Origin of the sequence: Paenibacillus xylanexedens (assembly GCF_007676705.1) — a bacterium.
Lineage (GTDB): Bacteria > Bacillota > Bacilli > Paenibacillales > Paenibacillaceae > Paenibacillus > Paenibacillus xylanexedens_C.
Genome location: NZ_VEBF01000002.1, coordinates 240,897 through 258,508, shown reverse-complemented (window position 1 = coordinate 258,508; position 17,612 = coordinate 240,897). Strand labels below are relative to the sequence as shown.

Here is a 17,612-nt window from a genome sequence, read left to right as displayed (position 1 = left end):
CCACTTATTTAGTCAAATCTTGAGCTTAACTCTATTTTTGCTCACGTGGAGCAGCAGCCGAAGCTCGAATGCGCAGTTCTGATGGTAGAATGACGGTTTGGGCCTCGGAAGGGGCCTTGCCCTCAATCCGGTCAATCAGCATCTGTACCCCCCGAAATCCAAAATCATATGCGGGCTGTGCAGCTACGGTCAGAAAAGGGTCAAAGGCCGAAGCCAGATCCAGATCGTCGAAGCACACGACAGAGATGTCTTCTGGCACACGTAGTCCCCGCCTGCGCAAAAGTCGAATGACTCCGATCGCCAACATATTATTAGCTGCAAAAATGGCTGTTGGTGGCTCCGGTTGAGAGAGCAGTCGATCCAGTCCCTCTACATCACTAAAATCTCGGTACCCGGTTCGAAGAACAAGTTCGGGATCGATAGCAGCTCCAGCCTCACGCAAGCCCTCTACATAACCTTCCTCCCGCAGTCTGGCAGTAGAGACCTCAGAAGAACCATTGACCAGTGCAATGCGCCGATGCCCTAATTTCACCAAGTAACGGATCAATTCAATTGCACCTTCCCGGCTATCTCCAGCAATGATATCTGACATAATGCCAGGTACCGTCCGATCCAGAAAGACAAATGGAATGTTACGTTCCTGCAACTGTTTCAGATGAGTGAGAGAACGATCTCCCGCTGGGGCATATAGTACACCATCCACGCGAGTAGACAGAATAGCATCCACGTAATCCTTTTCCTTGTCGTAATCCTCGTCACTGTTGCCGAATAAGAGACGGTACCCACGAAGATGGGCTGCATCTTCAGCACCACGGGCCAGTGTTGTATAAAAGGGGTTGGTAATATCCGTAATGAGTAATGACAGCATCTGGGTTCGTTGAAGCACAAGGCTGCGTGCATTGGAGTTTGGAATATATCCAAGTTCGTCGATCACCTGTTGCACACGTTCGCGTGTCGCAGAACTTATGCGGCCTGTATGATTAATAACCTTGGATACCGTCATGGCGGAGACGTTGGCTTTTTTGGCAATATCGTAAATCGTAATCAATAGAATCTAACCTTTCCGCAACATAGTCTTACCATTCTATAGGATAATGCCAATTGACAGCAAGATAGGCTCATGCTATGTTAGGGTTACCGATAACCCTAATGGGTTCTGAACGTCCTTACTACATAAACCATTTCGTTAAATTCGCTCATGCATGTTCCATCTTCTTGAATAGAGGAACTACATACAAGGCTGATTAATGAAATGATTTATTGTTTTTTTAAAATTATGTAAACGTATTCAAATAGCGAAGAGCTGCTCTTGTTCATTTGTGTAGGCAGGTCTTGCGTGTAACTCGGGTATCGGTTGTAATTCCGTCATTATCTCATTCTAATCAATGCATATGGATCAGACAGAAGGTTTCTCAATTCATACCAAATTCTATGAAGCGAATTGAAGGAGGACATTCTCGTATGACACATCAGGATTATCGTTATAAGCAGGCTTTTCCCAAGATTGGTATTCGTCCCACGATTGATGGAAGACGCAAAGGCGTTCGGGAGTCACTGGAAGAACAAACGATGCGGATGGCGACGTCTGTGGCCGAGCTGCTTGCAGCCGAACTACGGTATCCTGACGGCTCCGCGGTAGAGTGTGTTGTTGCTGAGACCTGCATTGGAGGGGTAGCTGAAGCGGCCGCAGCAGCGGAACTGTTCAGCCGTTCGAACGTGGGTGTAACAATTACGGTGACACCGTGCTGGTGTTACGGTACGGAAACGATGGATATGACGCCATCCACTCCAACAGCCATCTGGGGTTTTAACGGAACTGAACGTCCGGGTGCTGTATATCTGGCGGCAGTTCTCTCAGCCCATGCACAGAAGGGCATTCCTGCCTTTGGGATCTATGGAGAGGATGTTCAGGATGGAGGAGATACAACGATTCCCGATGACGTACGTGAGAAGTTGCTCCGTTTCAGCCGCGCGGGTCTTGCAGCCGCTACCTTGAAAGGGCAAGCCTATCTGTCGATTGGATCGGTATCCATGGGGATTGCTGGCTCGATTGTGAACGACTCATTTTTCCAGGAGTATCTGGGCATGCGGAATGAATATGTGGATATGAGCGAACTCACTCGCCGTATTGAAGAAGAAATCTACGACCCGGAGGAGTATAAGCTCGCGCTGGCCTGGGTGAAGGAGAATTGTAGCGAAGGTCCGGACAACAACGCTGCCCATCTGCAAACGGCTCGTAAACGTAAAGAGTACGAATGGGAAACGGTTGTGAAAATGACACAAATCGTGCGTGACTTGATGGCGGGCAATCCAAGGTTGGCAGAGCTTGGGTTTACAGAAGAATCGATGGGCCATCACGCGATTGTATCCGGCTTTCAGGGACAACGGCAATGGACAGACCATTCACCTAACGGAGATTTTCTGGAGTCGATACTGAATTCTTCCTTTGACTGGAATGGCAAACGTGCGCCTTATCTCGTTGCAACGGAGAATGATAGCTTGAACGGTGTGTCCATGTTATTTGGTTCGTTACTCACGCATACGGCTCAGATCTTCGCTGATGTGCGCACGTATTGGAGTCCGGATTCGGTACAGCGTGTGACGGGGCACCAGTTGGAAGGAAACGCGAAAGATGGCATCCTTCATCTGATTAACTCCGGTTCCGCAGCTTTGGATGGCACTGGGCAACAGTCCAGAGATGGTAAGCCTGTACTCAAGCCATTCTGGGAAATTACAGATGAGGAAGTTCAGGACTGCCTGAAAGCAACATCGTGGAGACCGGCATCCGTAGAGTATTTCCGCGGGGGCGGCTATTCAGCGGATTTCCTGACCAAAGGTGGCATGCCTGTAACGATGACACGTCTGAATCTGGTCAAAGGACTGGGTCCAGTGTTGCAAATCGCTCAGGGTTACACGGTCGATCTGCCTGAAGATGTACATGATACGCTGGATCAGCGGACAGATCCAACCTGGCCATCCACCTGGTTTGCACCTGTTCTAACCGGATCGGGAGCGTTTACTTCGGTATACGAGGTCATGAACCAATGGGGTGCGAACCATGGCTCCATTTCGTATGGTCATATCGGTGCTGATCTGATTACGCTGGCTTCCATGCTTCGCATCCCGGTCAACATGCATAATGTCCCTGAATCGGAGATTTTCCGTCCACGTGCATGGGGATTATTCGGCACAAGTGAGCCAGAGAGCGCAGACTACCGTGCTTGCAGTGTGTTCGGCCCGCTGTATCGTTAAAGCAAGGAGGCATGGGAGAATGGGAAATCAAGCAACACATGTACTTGCTGCAGATTACGGCGCTGGAAGTGGGCGGGTAGTCCGGGGTTCTTTTGATGGCAACAGACTGTCTTTACAAGAAGTGCACCGTTTCAGCAATGAACCCGTGCAGCTGGGGGATGGATTGTACTGGGATTTCCTGCGACTTTTTCATGAACTAAAACAAGGCATTGTGAAAGGGACGCAAGGCGACGCGTATGCGATCCGTTCCATTGCGGTAGATACGTGGGGAGTTGACTTCGGACTGGTGGATGGGACGGGAAGATTATGCGGAAACCCGCGCCATTATCGGGAGGCACGCAATGCGCAGTGGATGAGAGAAGTTCTGCACATTGTAAATGAAGAAGAACTGTACTCCATGTCCGGCGTCCTGCCACAGCAGATCAATACGGTATTTCAATTACTAGGCAGTGTACGAGAGCATGCTGAAGGTATACGTCCGGAAGTGCGCATGTTATTCATGTCTGACTTATTTCATTATTATCTATCCGGTCAGCAGGCTTGTGAGTATACGATTGCCAGTACCAGCGGGCTGTTGCATGCAGGCGAGGCCCGTTGGAATGAACAACTGATCGGGCGTCTCGGTATACCGGAAACATTATTTCCAATGCTCGTTCAGCCCGGTACCGTGTTGGGGCAGTTAACGGATGACTTGTGCGCGGAACTACGGACTGGACCGATGCAGATAATCTCAGTGGGATCACATGATACCGCCTCTGCCTTGGCAGCGATCCCTGCGATGGATTCAAATTTCGCGTTTATAAGCTGTGGAACCTGGTCTCTTATGGGTGTAGAGCGTGATGCACCTGTGTTGGATGAACGAAGCCGTGCATTGGGATTCACGAATGAAGGGACGGTCAGCGGCAAAGTCCGCACCTTGAAAAATCGTTCAGGCCTGTGGCTGCTGCAGGAATGCAAGCGGCAATGGGAGCGGGAGAATCATATGCACACACACGAAGAACTGGTTCTGCTGGCCGCTGCCTCAAAAGCACATCAATGTTACGTATCTCCTGGGGATGGAGTGTACTTGGCGCCAGGGAATATGGCTGAACGAATACGGCAACAGTGCAGTGCCAGCGGACAGATTGTACCGGAAACGACTGGAGCGATTGTGCGTTGTATTCTGGAAAGCCTGGCGCTGGAATTCAGGCAGACGCTGGATGAATTGCAGTTGATCACAGGTACAAGACCTCGTGTAATTCATATGGTCGGTGGCGGTGTGCACAATCGACTATTATGCCAATTCACAGCAAATGCGGCTGGGGTTCCGGTAATTGCGGGTCCAACCGAGGCGACTTCAGCCGGAAATTGCATGCTGCAATATATGGCGCATGGTGAAGTGAACAGCTTAACTGAGGTTCGAGAGGTCATGGCTGCTTCCTTTTCCCCCGAAACCTATGTGCCTGAGGATACAGAGCAGTGGCAGGAAGCTTACGATACGTACCAACGTATGAATCAAACTAACGCATTAAAGGAGTGATGAGGCACGTGTCTGAACAGCAAGTAAGGGAAGAGTTAACGAAATATGCACGCAGAGCGGTTGCTCAAGGGCTTGTGGTAGGACCTGGTGGGAATCTGAGCGCCCGATCCGAGGGGACGATGCTGTTGTCTCCAAGTGGTTATGCACTTGAGGATCTGGAGCCAGAAGAGTGGATCGCGATTGATATCGAGACAGGGGAGACTCGTGCCGGCTCGCCCCGTCCTTCTTCTGAAGTATTGATGCATCTGTACAGCTATCGTGTGAATCCGGATATTCAGGCTATTGTGCATACGCATCCGGCATACACCATTGCACTCAGTCTCGTTTTCGATGAGTTGCCACATTTGTTCCCTGATCAGTCGGCATTGGTGGGCGATATTGGGTTCGTTCCCTATGTTCTGCCAACGACGAAACTACTTGCCGATGCAGTCTCTGCAAAGGTAGAAGAACATACGGCACTTATTCTCGTCAATCACGGATTGGTCACGACGGGCAAAAACCTCCGTGAAGCCTATTATCGCACCCAGGTAGTGGAAGAAAGCGCCAAGGTGTATATGATTGCAAAGGCGGCCGGGGAACCCAAAGTGCTTACTGCTGAAGAATACAAGGAAATTCAGTCCCTTGAAAGTGAAGCTTACCGTGTGCAGCTGTTGCAACAACTCAAGTCTTAAACGAAGATTAATCATTCGTCAAAACCTGACACGAAACCGGATAATCCACTATTTTTCTCGACAACTATTGCATAACCTGAAATACCGAGTATAATACTGGGTAAATAGATGAAAAGGGGATGCAATAAACGATGAAAACACATGCTGAATTGAACTCACTTCTTGTTGACGATTATCTGGATCTCCTGAACATAGCGAAACAGCTAGGTGATGAGGAATGGAAAGATGCTATTCTCCAAGCATTGAAGGAAGAAGTCGATGCGAATCATCATCTGGATTCAAAGGAAGTAAGACAGGATTTATGGAGTCAATTTGAAGGGATTAATGAACAGATGCATGATCTGTTAATGCAGCTGAAGCATGCTGACAATCCAGAAGAGAAAGAGCAGATTATTGAAATGATCTGGGGATTGAAAGTGGACCGTCATGCCATCACACGTAAACTTGAAACCATGAGCCGTGCCAGCGCTGGACATCAATAAGCTCTAAGGTTAATCATACATCGAAAACCCGCGTGTTTCCTGGGAGTAATCCCTGGGTCGCACGCGGGTTTTGTTTTTTGCTGTGTTTGTTATGCTACCTTAAAGTGTATGTTCAAAATCGGACTTTTTGAACTACTTCTCTTAAAATTGTTCTGCGAAAGTGCGTGCTTGATCTATAGCTTGTTGCTTGATCTCATCCGCACGATCTTTATATTGATTATGCCCCTCTACAAAAATGCCATCAAGCTTAGGCACTCCGAGGAAAGACATGATAATGCTCAGGTAACGGTGACCGGATTCCATCTGGGCCGCTGGGCCTTCGGAATAAATGCCACCGCGGGCCTGAATATGCAGCGCTTTTTTGTCAGACAGCAGTCCAACTGGACCTTGTTCGGTATAACGAAATGTTTTGCCAGCTACGCAGATGGAGTCAACATAAGCCTTTAGGATCGGAGGGAACGAGAAGTTCCACATCGGGGTTACAAAAACATATTTATCTGCTGCGGCAAATTGATCCGACAGTTCATTCAAACGACTTACTTTCGTCTGCTCTTCGGCAGTCAGGTCACTGCCCGATTGCAGTTTGCCCCATCCACTGAAGACATCCGCATCGATATGGGGAATGTCCGAGCGATACAGATCGAGGTGAACAACTTCATCAGAAGGGTGACTTTCACGATACGCGTCAATAAATGCTTTACCTGTAGCCATGCTAAATGAGGTTTCATGATCATGAGGATGGGCAGTAATATACAATAAGGTAGACATGTTGTTCTTCCTCTCTATGCAATTCATGGGGGTGAACCGATGTTGGTAGTAATGAAGCGACCGCAGTAGTATGCACCGTTTGCCCCATCTTATACGTTAGAAAGGGAACCATATGGAATGATCTTGATACTGAATTGGATGCTATATAGTGACAGATACTCAATCCATGTATAATATACAGGACGAGTATTTATTTTCCAAAGACAATAGGATGAGTGAGATGAGCGCACATGGGAATGGACCTGGAGAAGCAACGATTAAGCATTGAAGCAGCGAAATTGTATTATCAGTCCGATTACAGCCAACAGGATATTGCCGCAAGGTTGGGCGTATCGCGTCCAACGGTGTCCCGATTACTTCAGTACGCCAAGGATCGAGGGTATGTCCGCATTGAGATTATGGACCCGCTCGAGGATATCGACATCATTGCCGGAGAGCTCAAGTCGAAATATGATCTCGATACGGCACTAGTGTGTTTTGCCCCTTTGAAGAGTGATGAGGAAATCCAGAAACATATCAGCAAACGAGCAGCGGATTATCTTCAGGAGACGGTTCAGGATGCAGATATCATCGGAGTGACCTGGGGAACAACCATGCATGCCGTAGCACGCCAGCTTCGTCCCAAGCAGGTCAAAGGTGTCGAAGTCGTGCAATTGAAGGGGGGCGTAAGCCACTCCCATGTCAACACGTATGCCGCTGAGATTGTACATTTGTTCGCTGAGGCATTCCACACGGTACCAAGGTATCTGCCGCTGCCTGTTATTTTCGACAACATTGAAGTAAAAAACATGGTGGAAGCGGATCGGCATATCGGCAGAATCGTGGAACTGGGCAGACAGGCGAATATCGCCTTATTTACCGTAGGTACTGTGAAGGAAGATGCATTATTATTCAGGCTCGGTTACTTCAATGAAGAAGAGCAACAATTGCTGATGAACTCAGGTGCAGGCGACATTTGTTCACGCTTTTTCGATGCGGAAGGTCAGTTGATCAGTGAAGAGATTAACAGCAGAACCGTCGGGATTGATCTGGCTGAATTGAGAAATAAGGAAAAATCAATCCTGGTCGCCGGTGGACAACGTAAAATTGAAGCTATTCACGCCGCGCTTAAAGGTCATTATGCGAATATTCTGGTTACGGATCAGTACACAGCTCAGGCATTACTGCGATTCTAATTTCAAATGAAAATGATGACAACATCTGCCACGACAAAAAGGCGGATGTTTTGCTTTTTTAGGCAGAAAATATAATATAACGAAGCAAGAACGACAAATGGACTTTTGAACAAAAGTTCAAGTTGATTTTTACATATGTTCATGTTAGTGTAAGGGTATAGAAAATAACTAGTTCAGATAAGGGAGAGATTCAATTGACTACACCACAATTAGCTAAAATGATCGATCATACGTTGCTTCGTGCGGACGCAACACAAAGTGAAATGGCCAAGTTAACCGAAGAAGCGAAACAATACCAGTTTGCTTCTGTATGTGTTAACCCCGGCTGGGTTGCTTATGCTGCTGAGCAGTTGCAGGGTTCTGGCGTAGATATCTGCACCGTTATTGGTTTCCCTCTGGGAGCGTCCACATCGGAGACAAAAGCTTTCGAAACTAAAGATGCGATTGCTAAAGGTGCAACTGAAGTCGATATGGTCATCAACATCAGTGCTTTGAAAGATGGCAAAGATGATTACGTTGAACAAGATATTCGTGCTGTTGTTGAAGCGGCTGCGGGTAAAGCTTTGGTGAAAGTCATTATTGAAACTTGTCTGTTGACGGATGAAGAGAAAGTACGTGCTTGTCAGGCAGTTGTGCGAGCTGGAGCTGATTTTGTTAAAACTTCTACAGGTTTCTCCACAGGTGGAGCAACGCCAGAAGATATCGCTTTGATGCGTCGTACTGTAGGCCCTGATATTGGCGTTAAAGCTTCCGGTGGCGTACGTAGCCTGGAAGATATGCAGAAAATGATCGAAGCGGGTGCGACTCGGATCGGTGCAAGCTCCGGTGTTAAGATCATGCAGGGCGGTCAGTCTACATCTTCGTATTAAGCAAAAGCTTATGCATTAAAATGTAGTGGTATATTCTCTGTACTTGGGTATTCAACTCAGGTACAGAGGATACTCTTACACTTAGAATTTAAATAACTGAACTTATTGTAAGCGCTTCATAAGTTTTCTGAAAGGATACTGATTTAGAATCCTTAAGAACCCTTTGAGCTGAATTTTACATCCGGCTTAACTACCTTCAAAGGAGAGATCAAATGAAATTTTTAATTGCCCTTATTGGCTTGCTCGTTGTTTTTGGACTGGCTTACATCGCAAGCAATGGTAAAAAGAAGATTCGCTACCGACCGCTCGTCGTTATGATTGTTTTACAGGTGATCCTGGCGTATGCCTTGCTGAATACAGGGGTCGGGACATGGCTGATTGGTGGATTCGCGACCGTATTTAAAAGTTTGCTTGATTATGCAAATGAAGGGATTGCGTTTGTATTTGGTGATTTGACGAAGGTTGAAGACGCAACTGGCGGTGTTCCGTTCTTCCTGAACGTCCTGATGCCGATTGTTGTCATCTCTGCCCTCATTGGGATATTGCAGTATATCCGAATCTTACCTTTTGTTATAAAATATATTGGTCTGGTATTAAGCAAAATCAACGGAATGGGCAAACTGGAATCATATAACGCGGTTGCTTCGGCTGTATTGGGGCAATCTGAAGTGTTCATTTCAGTGAAAAAACAAATTGGGTTGTTGCCAAAACATCGGCTGTACACCTTGTGTGCTTCGGCGATGTCCACGGTATCGATGTCGATTGTCGGTGCCTATATGTCCATGATTGATCCGAAATATGTGGTTACGGCACTTGTGCTGAACCTGTTTGGCGGTTTTATCATTGCTTCCATTGTGAATCCTTATGAGGTTACAGAGGAAGAAGATATATTGGAAGTACAGGAAGAGGAGAAACAGTCCTTCTTCGAAATGCTCGGCGAATACATTCTGGATGGATTCAAAGTCGCCATCATCGTAGCTGCGATGTTAATCGGTTTTGTTGCTTTGATTGCACTTGTTAACGGAATTTTCAGCGCGGTGCTTGGCATTTCGTTCCAGGAGCTGCTTGGTTATGTGTTTGCACCATTAGCCTTTATTATGGGTGTTCCTTGGAAGGAAGCGATTCAGGCGGGAAGTATTATGGCAACCAAAATGGTATCCAACGAATTCGTTGCCATGCTTGCTCTAGCGAAGGAGACCTTATTGTCTGCCAGAACAACAGGGATCGTATCCGTCTTCCTCGTATCGTTCGCTAACTTCTCCTCCATTGGTATCATTGCCGGTGCGGTGAAGGGACTTCATGAGAAACAAGGTAATGTGGTAGCCCGCTTCGGTCTGAAACTGCTTTACGGTGCATCGCTTGTCAGTGTATTGTCTGCGATCATCGCCGGACTGTTCTTGTAAAACCGGATTATTGGAAGGAGTGCTTAGATTATGTCAACATTTAAAAGAGTACATCTGATCGTTATGGATTCTGTAGGAATCGGCGAGGCGCCGGATGCAGCAGAATTTGATGACTTTGATGTGGATACTTTTGGTCACATTGCACGTGAACGTGGAGGTTTGAAAATGCCTCATATGGCCAGTCTCGGACTGTCCAACATCAAAGAAATCGAGGGTGTTCCTGTAGCAGATGCACCCAAAGCGTATTACACCAAGATGCAGGAAGCATCCAGAGGCAAAGACACGATGACAGGTCACTGGGAGCTGATGGGTCTTTACATTGATACACCTTTCCGTGTGTTCGAGAACGGTTTTCCCGATGAGTTGATTCAGCGCATTGAAGAGAAAACGGGCCGCAAGGTGATCGGTAACAAACCGGCCAGCGGTACGGAAATTCTGGATGAGCTGGGTGCAGAGCATGTCGAAACTGGCGCGCTCATCGTCTATACATCCGCGGATTCGGTTCTACAAATTGCAGCACATGAGGACGTTGTTCCACTGAAAGAACTGTATGAGATCTGTGAGTTCTGCCGTGAAATTACACTTGAAGATCCATACATGCTGGGCCGCATTATTGCACGTCCATTTGTAGGTGAAGCGGGTAACTGGAAACGTACTGCGAATCGTCATGACTATGCACTCAAACCTTTTGGTCGTACGGTCATGAATGAACTGCAAGATGGTGGATTTGATGTGATCGCCTTGGGTAAAATCGCGGATATCTACGATGGCGAAGGGGTAACCAAGGCCGTTCGTACCGTCTCCAACATGGATGGCATGGACAAGTTGTCTGAAACGATGGATGAAGAGTTCACTGGACTCAGCTTCCTGAACCTGGTTGATTTTGATGCGCTATATGGTCACCGTCGTGATCCGCAAGGTTACGCTCAGGCACTTGAAGACTATGATGCACGGCTGCCAGAGATTTTTGCCAAAATGACCAATGATGACCTGCTGCTGATCACAGCTGACCATGGTAACGATCCAACCTATCGTGGTACAGATCATACACGTGAATATGTACCACTGCTTGCCTACTCTCCGCGCTTCAGCGAGGGTAAAAAGCTTGATCTGCGCAGCACATTTGCTGACCTTGGCGCAACCGTAGCTGAGAACTTTGGAGTAAAAATGCCGGAATATGGTACCAGCTTCCTGAAGGATTTGAAATAAGTTTTTCAAAAACTGGATAGGGGAGGTCGGAGTAGTTTGGGCTGCTCCGGTCCTGCCATCATAATAGACTAATTTGTATAACTGGAGGAGATTCATTCATGAGTACACATATTGGAGCAAAACCCGGGGATATCGCAGAAACGATCCTATTGCCAGGAGACCCTTTGCGCGCGAAGTATATCGCAGATACGTACCTTGAAGATGTTGTATGTTACAACGAGGTTCGTGGAATGCTCGGTTACACAGGTACATATCAAGGACACCGGATTTCGGTGCAAGGTTCAGGGATGGGTATCCCGTCCTTCGCCATCTATGCTAACGAATTGATCAGCGAATATGGCGTAAAAAACCTGATTCGTGTAGGAACTTGTGGCGGTATGCAGGAGCATGTACGTGTACGTGACGTCATCCTTGCACAAGCAGCATGTACAGATTCCAGCATGAACAAACACGTATTCGGTGGTTATGACTTCTCGCCAATCGCTACCTTCTCCCTGCTGAAAGAAGCGTATGACCGTGCAACAGCCAAAGGCATGAAGATTCACGTAGGTAACGTATTCAGCTCCGATTCTTTCTATCGCGATGACCGTTCCGTAACCGAGAAGTTGATGAAGCACGGTGTACTGGGCGTAGAGATGGAAACAACAGCACTATACACCATCGCTGCCAAGTTTGGTGTTAACGCACTGACCATCCTGACGGTAAGTGACCACTTGCTGACAGGCGAAGAAACATCTGCCGAAGAGCGTCAAAAAACGTTCAATGACATGATGGTAGTTGCCCTGGATACAGCAATCACACTGTAATTTTGTTATTCAATAATCAATTGATTTGGATCGAAACTTTTGTTTCAAGCATGAAGTGAAGGAACCGGAAACGATTCTGAAGAAGCGAAGCGATCGCAGGAACGATCCGGAGCCCGAACGAATGTTGCACAAAGTGTTCTATAAGATGACAACAAGATGCTGTTGCATTTTATATTCATAATCATTTGATTTTAATCGAAACTTTTGTTTTAAGCACGGAGTGAAGGAACCGGAATCGATTCTGAAGAAGCGTTAGCGTTCGCCTTTGTCTCCGAGTTTTCCCCATTGCAAAATGGATCAAAAAAACTTGGAGACAACAGCGATCAAAAGAACGATCCGGAGCCGGAACGAATGCCGCACAAAGTGTTCTATACAATCAATACACACACAAGGAGAGATCATCATGAGAATGGTAGACATTATTGCCAAGAAACGCGACGGAAAAGAACTGACAACGGCTGAGATTGATTTTGTTGTTCAAGGATACACACAAGGAGAAATCCCGGACTATCAAGTCAGCGCATGGGCGATGGCGGTATTCTTCAAAGATATGACAGACAAGGAACGCGCTGATCTGACGATGTCGATGGTGAATTCCGGTGAAACGATCGACCTGTCCGCTATCGAAGGCATCAAAGTAGACAAGCACTCCACAGGAGGTGTGGGCGATACGACGACATTGGTACTTGCTCCGCTCGTTGCTGCGCTGGATGTTCCTGTTGCCAAAATGTCCGGACGTGGACTTGGACATACGGGCGGCACAACAGACAAGCTGGAATCCGTTGCTGGCTTCCACGTAGAACTTGAAAAAGAAGAGTTCATTCGTCTCGTAAACGAACACAAGGTTGCAGTTATTGGACAAAGTGGTAATCTTACGCCTGCAGACAAAAAGCTCTATGCACTGCGTGACGTAACAGCTACCGTTAACTCCATTCCACTGATCGCCAGCTCCATCATGAGCAAGAAAATTGCAGCAGGTGCAGATGCAATCGTTTTGGATGTTAAAACGGGTGCTGGTGCATTCATGAAAACAACAGAAGATGCCAAAGAATTGGCGCATGCCATGGTAAGCATCGGTAACAATGTTGGCCGTAAAACGATGGCTGTTATCTCCGATATGTCCCAACCACTGGGTCTGGCGATTGGTAACGCACTTGAAGTGAAAGAAGCCATCCTCACACTGCAAGGTAAAGGTCCAAAAGATCTGGAAGAACTGTGTCTGGCACTTGGACGTCAGATGGTATTCCTTGCTGGCAAGGCAGATTCCTTGGAGCACGCTGAGGAGAAATTGAAAGAAGTGATCCAGAACGGTAAAGCCCTGGAGAAATTCAAAGATTTCCTGGCAAACCAAGGCGGAGACGCTTCGGTTGTGGATCATCCAGAGCGCTTGCCTCAAGCACAGTATCTGGTTGAAGTTCCAGCAGATAAAGACGGCTATGTTGCCGGAATCGTCGCTGACGAAATCGGAACTGCAGCAATGCTACTCGGAGCAGGCCGTGCAACGAAAGAGTCCGAGATCGATCTCGCGGTTGGTCTGATGCTGAACAAAAAAGTCGGTGATCCAGTCAAAGCTGGTGAGTCCCTCGTTACGATCCATGCCAATCGTGAAGACGTAGCAGATGTCATCGCGAAGATCAAAGAAAACATTACGATTGCGGATCATGCCGATGCTCCTGTATTGGTTCATGATATCGTAACGGAATAATAAATCGAGCAGACGAGATGTAATCTCATGTCTGACTGAATATGAAAGCCCCGAAGCGATGTAATCCATCGCTTTGGGGCTTTTTGTCGTTGAGGTGCACGTTGTTACTACTACTAGCAACTACTGGCTCTTTATTTTCTCATACGCCATCAACGAGTCTGCATTGGTATAAATATAAGGCGTGGATGGCTCAGATACAGGTGTCACCTTTGTGGCCCGAATCTCAATCGTATCCTTACCGTTCACCTGTGCAGAGCCTATGCTGCCATCGATTTGTACCCAACTGTCTGTAGGAATGCTATCCGCGTCGGGCATGTGAATCATTACACCGAAGGGGGCCGCATCAGCGGGGCAGCACATGACGAGAAATCGTCCCAGTGCAAAATGTGATTCATGATCCATGCTTTTGTCACGGTAGACAAACCCGGTTAACGAGATATCTTTGCCTGCAAATTGTCGCTGGAACATGTCGATTGTGCCGAGTGTTTCAGAGAAAATCTCGGGATAAACTTTAATGACGGGCTCAACATACAATTTCTCTGCCAACTCAGCGAATTCGCGGCTGTACTCATCTGGAGGGACGAATTGTACTTTGGTAGCTGATGCAGACTGAACAGACGTTGTTTGTTGTGTGAGATCTTGTACATTTAATTGCGTTACAGGATCTGGTAAGGGTTCTTTGCGACGAATCTCGGGAGGGGCATAGGTGAGAGACATGCCTTTTTGGCTAGCCATGGAGCTGCCGAGAGCCCGGTCAGGTAACAGAAACCCCAGCAATAAGGGTATGGCAATCAGACCATATACCAACGTGCTGCGTAGGAAACCGGAAGGAGGTGGATGTTCACAATCGCAATGAACCTCGTTACTACTGAACAGTCCATGCCAGGCCATGATAACAGCAATAAACAATAAGGGAACAGGACAGCATAGCAGCAGTTTTTGCATCGTGGGTGCCAGATAATAATGAAGCGAATCACTTGAATTCAAGTGAATAATGTACACTGCCACCCCGCCGACCCAGCCCGCACGGATCAGATTATGCCATTGAATGATGTGTGATCTTGGAACGGGAGGTTTGGTCATCGTATAGACCGTGTGATTCATATCATCACCTCATCTCTATTCATAGTCAGTATGGAAGTTCATGGGATTAACCATTCAGGTCATGAAGTATTTGGCTCAACCTTTATACCAGCAGGTTAATCAACCAGGAGCCAGCGAAGACGAGCGTAATAATGGCTAGACTTAAACCAATAACAAACCGAGTACGGAAGGTCGAGAGCAGCATCAGAGTGCTTTTGAAATCCAGCATTGGACCAAGCACAAGGAAGGATACCAGCGGCCCCAGTGCAAACGTATGTGAGAACGCAGAAGCCACAAAAGCATCAGAAGTGGAGCAGAGGGACAATACATAAGCAAATCCCATCATGAACACATAGGAGGCGACAGGACCATTGCCAAGTGAGATCAGATCGCTGCGGCTAATGAATGTCTGGATGCAGGCTGTAATCAGGGCACCGATCACCAGATATTTGCTCATATCGACAAATTCATCTCCGGCATGAATGAAGAAGCTACGCCAGTTTTTTACATGGTTATGATCATGTGCATTTGCGTGCGCGTGAGGTTTCGCCATTTTAAAACCAGGATGTGTTTTGACCTCTGTCACTGCGACTTTCGGCATCCGAAGGGGATTTCGACGAACGAACACATACACAAGCATGCCTATGGAAGCTGCTACGGCAAAGGCCAGTCCCATTCGGGCAATGGTAATCTCAGGATGGGAGGGAAAGGCGAGCAAGGTTGCGGTAAATACGATGGGATTGACTACGGGACCACTCAAGATGAACGTCACTGCGATATAGGCAGGCATGCCTTTGTGCATTAACCGTCTCACTACCGGGATCATGCCACATTCGCAGATGGGAAAAATAATACCGAGCAACCCTGCAACCAGCACACCGCCGATCGGATTCTTGGGCGTGAGTTTGCGGACCATTTCTTCGGATACGAACCACTGCATGAGCGAGGACAATAGCACACCCATGAGCAGAAAAGGTGCAGCTTCAAGAAAGATACCTATGAATACCGTTTTCATATTTTGCAAAGCTTCACTGTTCCATGCTTCCTTCAGGTCTGGAGCCATCGTGATCAACACGGGAACAAGAAATGCACAAGGGATCAGGAAGGAAAGGAGCTTCAGATTGGCTGCCATTTTCATGAAACAGACCTCCACAACTAGGACTTTGCTAAAATATATGCTTGTACGTGCAGCAACATACATCATTCCTATGTTCTAATCAACATTTTTACGATTAATCAAGATTCTTCATCATATTAGAGTTGACAACCCAAAGAAAACTGCGGTATAGTTCGGATTGATCATCCTTAATAGTAATTATTACGATTAAGGAAAGGGAGTCTATTTTTGCTCTCTCATAGGCTCAGAAATAAGATTAGTCAATCCAACTTAAGCAGAATGGAGGAAGCAGAAATGTCAGATCAACAGGTTCAACATCGGGTTCCGGTAACCGTACTTAGTGGATATTTGGGTGCAGGCAAAACCACACTGCTTAATCATGTGCTTCATAACCGTGAGGGGATGCGTGTTGCTGTCATCGTCAATGATCTCAGTGAGGTTAATATCGATGCAGGCTTAATACGAGATGGTGGAGGATTATCGCGTATTGATGAGAAGTTGGTAGAGATGTCCAATGGTTGCATCTGCTGCACCTTACGGGAGGATCTGCTGAAAGAAGTCGAGCGGCTGGCGCTGGATGGTTCTTTTGACTACATATTGATTGAATCGACGGGTATTGGTGAGCCGGTACCTGTTGCGCAGACGTTTACGTATATCGACGAGGAACTTGGCATTGATTTGACGAAATTCACCCGACTCGACACGATGGTTACGGTAGTCGATGCTGCTCAGTTCTGGCGTGACTTTTATTCCAAAGAAACATTGAAGGACCGTGGACAGCAAGCGGGGGAAGACGATGTTCGCGGAATCGTTCATCTGCTGACGGATCAGGTGGAATTCTGTGATGTGCTGATTCTGAATAAATGTGATCTGGTGTCAGAGGAAGAACTGACGAAGCTTGAGAAGGCCCTGCACGCCATGCAACCGGAAGCCAAGCTTATTCGAACAACACATGGGCAGATTGATCCAAGAGAGGTATTGAATACAGGACGTTTTGATTTTGAAAAAGCAAGCCAGTCCGCGGGTTGGATCCGCGAATTGATGAAAGAAGAACATACCCCGGAGACTGAAGAATATGGAATTCATTCATTTGTCTATCATCGAAAACGTCCATTCCACCCGGAACGGTTGCTGCGTTGGATTGCGAAATATCCAGATAGCATCGTGCGATCCAAAGGTCTGATGTGGCTGGCGACAAGAAACCATATGGCGATTTCTTTCAGTCATGCAGGTACATCCAAGCAGCTTGCGCCAGCAGGAATATGGGTAGGTGCGATGAGTGAGGAGGAAAGACAACTTCACTTTGGTGATACATTGCCAAGCATACCGGATTGGGATGATAAGTGGGGCGATCGGGTGACGAAATTGGTATTTATCGGCATTGACATGGACCGGGCAGAGATTGAACGTACGCTGGATGAGACCCTTCTTACGGAAGAAGAGATGTTGATGAACTGGCGTGAACTGAAAGATCCTTTTCCGGCATGGAGTTGACAGTTAAATAAAAAAAATCTTCAAGTGCACGTATGCACCTGAAGATAAAGATAGTACTG

At 47.2% G+C, this 17,612-nt stretch carries 15 protein-coding genes; 11 read left to right on the top strand and 4 right to left on the bottom strand.

All coding sequences use genetic code 11. The annotated features are described in order from the left end of the window. Positions 1 to 31: 31 nt before the first annotated feature. Positions 32 to 1,048 carry a LacI family DNA-binding transcriptional regulator gene (locus FS628_RS11070; RefSeq protein WP_145321869.1) on the bottom strand — a complete coding sequence of 339 codons (1,017 nt, stop codon included), beginning with the start codon at positions 1,046 to 1,048 and terminating at the stop codon, positions 32 to 34. 413 nt (positions 1,049 to 1,461) lie between these two features. On the opposite strand from FS628_RS11070, the gene FS628_RS11065 reads away from it, so the two are divergent. The 4 genes from FS628_RS11065 to FS628_RS11050 all read left to right on the top strand — a co-directional run bounded on the left by FS628_RS11065 (position 1,462) and on the right by FS628_RS11050 (position 5,924). Next, the gene (locus tag FS628_RS11065; protein WP_145321867.1) at positions 1,462 to 3,252 is read left to right on the top strand and encodes an L-fucose isomerase; all 1,791 of its coding nucleotides are present in this window, start codon (positions 1,462 to 1,464) and stop codon (positions 3,250 to 3,252) included. 19 nt (positions 3,253 to 3,271) lie between these two features. Then, complete coding sequence (locus tag FS628_RS11060) at positions 3,272 to 4,771, top strand: rhamnulokinase (RefSeq protein WP_145321865.1); 1,500 nt, start codon at positions 3,272 to 3,274, stop codon at positions 4,769 to 4,771. Positions 4,772 to 4,779: 8 nt separating this feature from the next. Continuing rightward, positions 4,780 to 5,442 carry a class II aldolase/adducin family protein gene (locus tag FS628_RS11055; protein WP_145321863.1) on the top strand — a complete coding sequence of 221 codons (663 nt, stop codon included), beginning with the start codon at positions 4,780 to 4,782 and terminating at the stop codon, positions 5,440 to 5,442. A gap of 131 nt (positions 5,443 to 5,573) precedes the next feature. Continuing rightward, positions 5,574 to 5,924: a hypothetical protein gene (locus tag FS628_RS11050; protein ID WP_145321862.1), complete on the top strand. Its 351-nt coding sequence runs from the start codon at positions 5,574 to 5,576 to the stop codon at positions 5,922 to 5,924. A gap of 141 nt (positions 5,925 to 6,065) precedes the next feature. Here the strand turns inward: FS628_RS11050 and FS628_RS11045 are convergent, their stop codons facing one another. Continuing rightward, positions 6,066 to 6,692, bottom strand: coding sequence for an FMN-dependent NADH-azoreductase (locus tag FS628_RS11045; RefSeq protein WP_145321860.1), 627 nt, complete (start codon positions 6,690 to 6,692; stop codon positions 6,066 to 6,068). A 236-nt stretch (positions 6,693 to 6,928) separates the two neighbouring features. Here FS628_RS11045 and FS628_RS11040 point away from each other — a divergent pair, with 236 nt between their 5' ends. From FS628_RS11040 to FS628_RS11015, 6 genes are all read left to right on the top strand, one after another. Then, positions 6,929 to 7,867, top strand: coding sequence for a sugar-binding transcriptional regulator (locus FS628_RS11040; protein ID WP_062836066.1), 939 nt, complete (start codon positions 6,929 to 6,931; stop codon positions 7,865 to 7,867). Positions 7,868 to 8,085: 218 nt separating this feature from the next. After that, on the top strand, positions 8,086 to 8,736 hold the full coding sequence (gene deoC / locus FS628_RS11035) for a deoxyribose-phosphate aldolase (RefSeq protein ID WP_145324083.1): 651 nt from the start codon (positions 8,086 to 8,088) through the stop codon (positions 8,734 to 8,736). A gap of 212 nt (positions 8,737 to 8,948) precedes the next feature. Beyond that, the gene (locus tag FS628_RS11030; RefSeq protein WP_145321858.1) at positions 8,949 to 10,139 is read left to right on the top strand and encodes a NupC/NupG family nucleoside CNT transporter; all 1,191 of its coding nucleotides are present in this window, start codon (positions 8,949 to 8,951) and stop codon (positions 10,137 to 10,139) included. A 30-nt stretch (positions 10,140 to 10,169) separates the two neighbouring features. Beyond that, a complete protein-coding gene (deoB, locus tag FS628_RS11025; protein WP_017688192.1) occupies positions 10,170 to 11,348 on the top strand; it encodes a phosphopentomutase in 1,179 nt (392 codons plus the stop codon). A 98-nt stretch (positions 11,349 to 11,446) separates the two neighbouring features. Continuing rightward, a complete protein-coding gene (gene deoD, locus FS628_RS11020) occupies positions 11,447 to 12,154 on the top strand; it encodes a purine-nucleoside phosphorylase (RefSeq protein ID WP_017688193.1) in 708 nt (235 codons plus the stop codon). A 403-nt stretch (positions 12,155 to 12,557) separates the two neighbouring features. Continuing rightward, entirely contained in the window at positions 12,558 to 13,859 is a 1,302-nt protein-coding gene (locus FS628_RS11015; protein ID WP_076250401.1) for a pyrimidine-nucleoside phosphorylase, read from the top strand. A gap of 120 nt (positions 13,860 to 13,979) precedes the next feature. On the opposite strand, the gene FS628_RS11010 is transcribed toward FS628_RS11015, so the two are convergent. Both FS628_RS11010 and FS628_RS11005 read right to left on the bottom strand, forming a co-directional pair. Next, positions 13,980 to 14,963, bottom strand: coding sequence for a TIGR03943 family putative permease subunit (locus tag FS628_RS11010; RefSeq protein WP_145321856.1), 984 nt, complete (start codon positions 14,961 to 14,963; stop codon positions 13,980 to 13,982). A gap of 82 nt (positions 14,964 to 15,045) precedes the next feature. Beyond that, complete coding sequence (locus FS628_RS11005; protein ID WP_145321854.1) at positions 15,046 to 16,080, bottom strand: permease; 1,035 nt, start codon at positions 16,078 to 16,080, stop codon at positions 15,046 to 15,048. 273 nt (positions 16,081 to 16,353) lie between these two features. Between FS628_RS11005 and FS628_RS11000 the strand changes: the two genes are divergently transcribed. Next, on the top strand, positions 16,354 to 17,553 hold the full coding sequence (locus FS628_RS11000; protein WP_145321852.1) for a GTP-binding protein: 1,200 nt from the start codon (positions 16,354 to 16,356) through the stop codon (positions 17,551 to 17,553). The last annotated feature ends 59 nt before the right edge of the window (positions 17,554 to 17,612 follow it).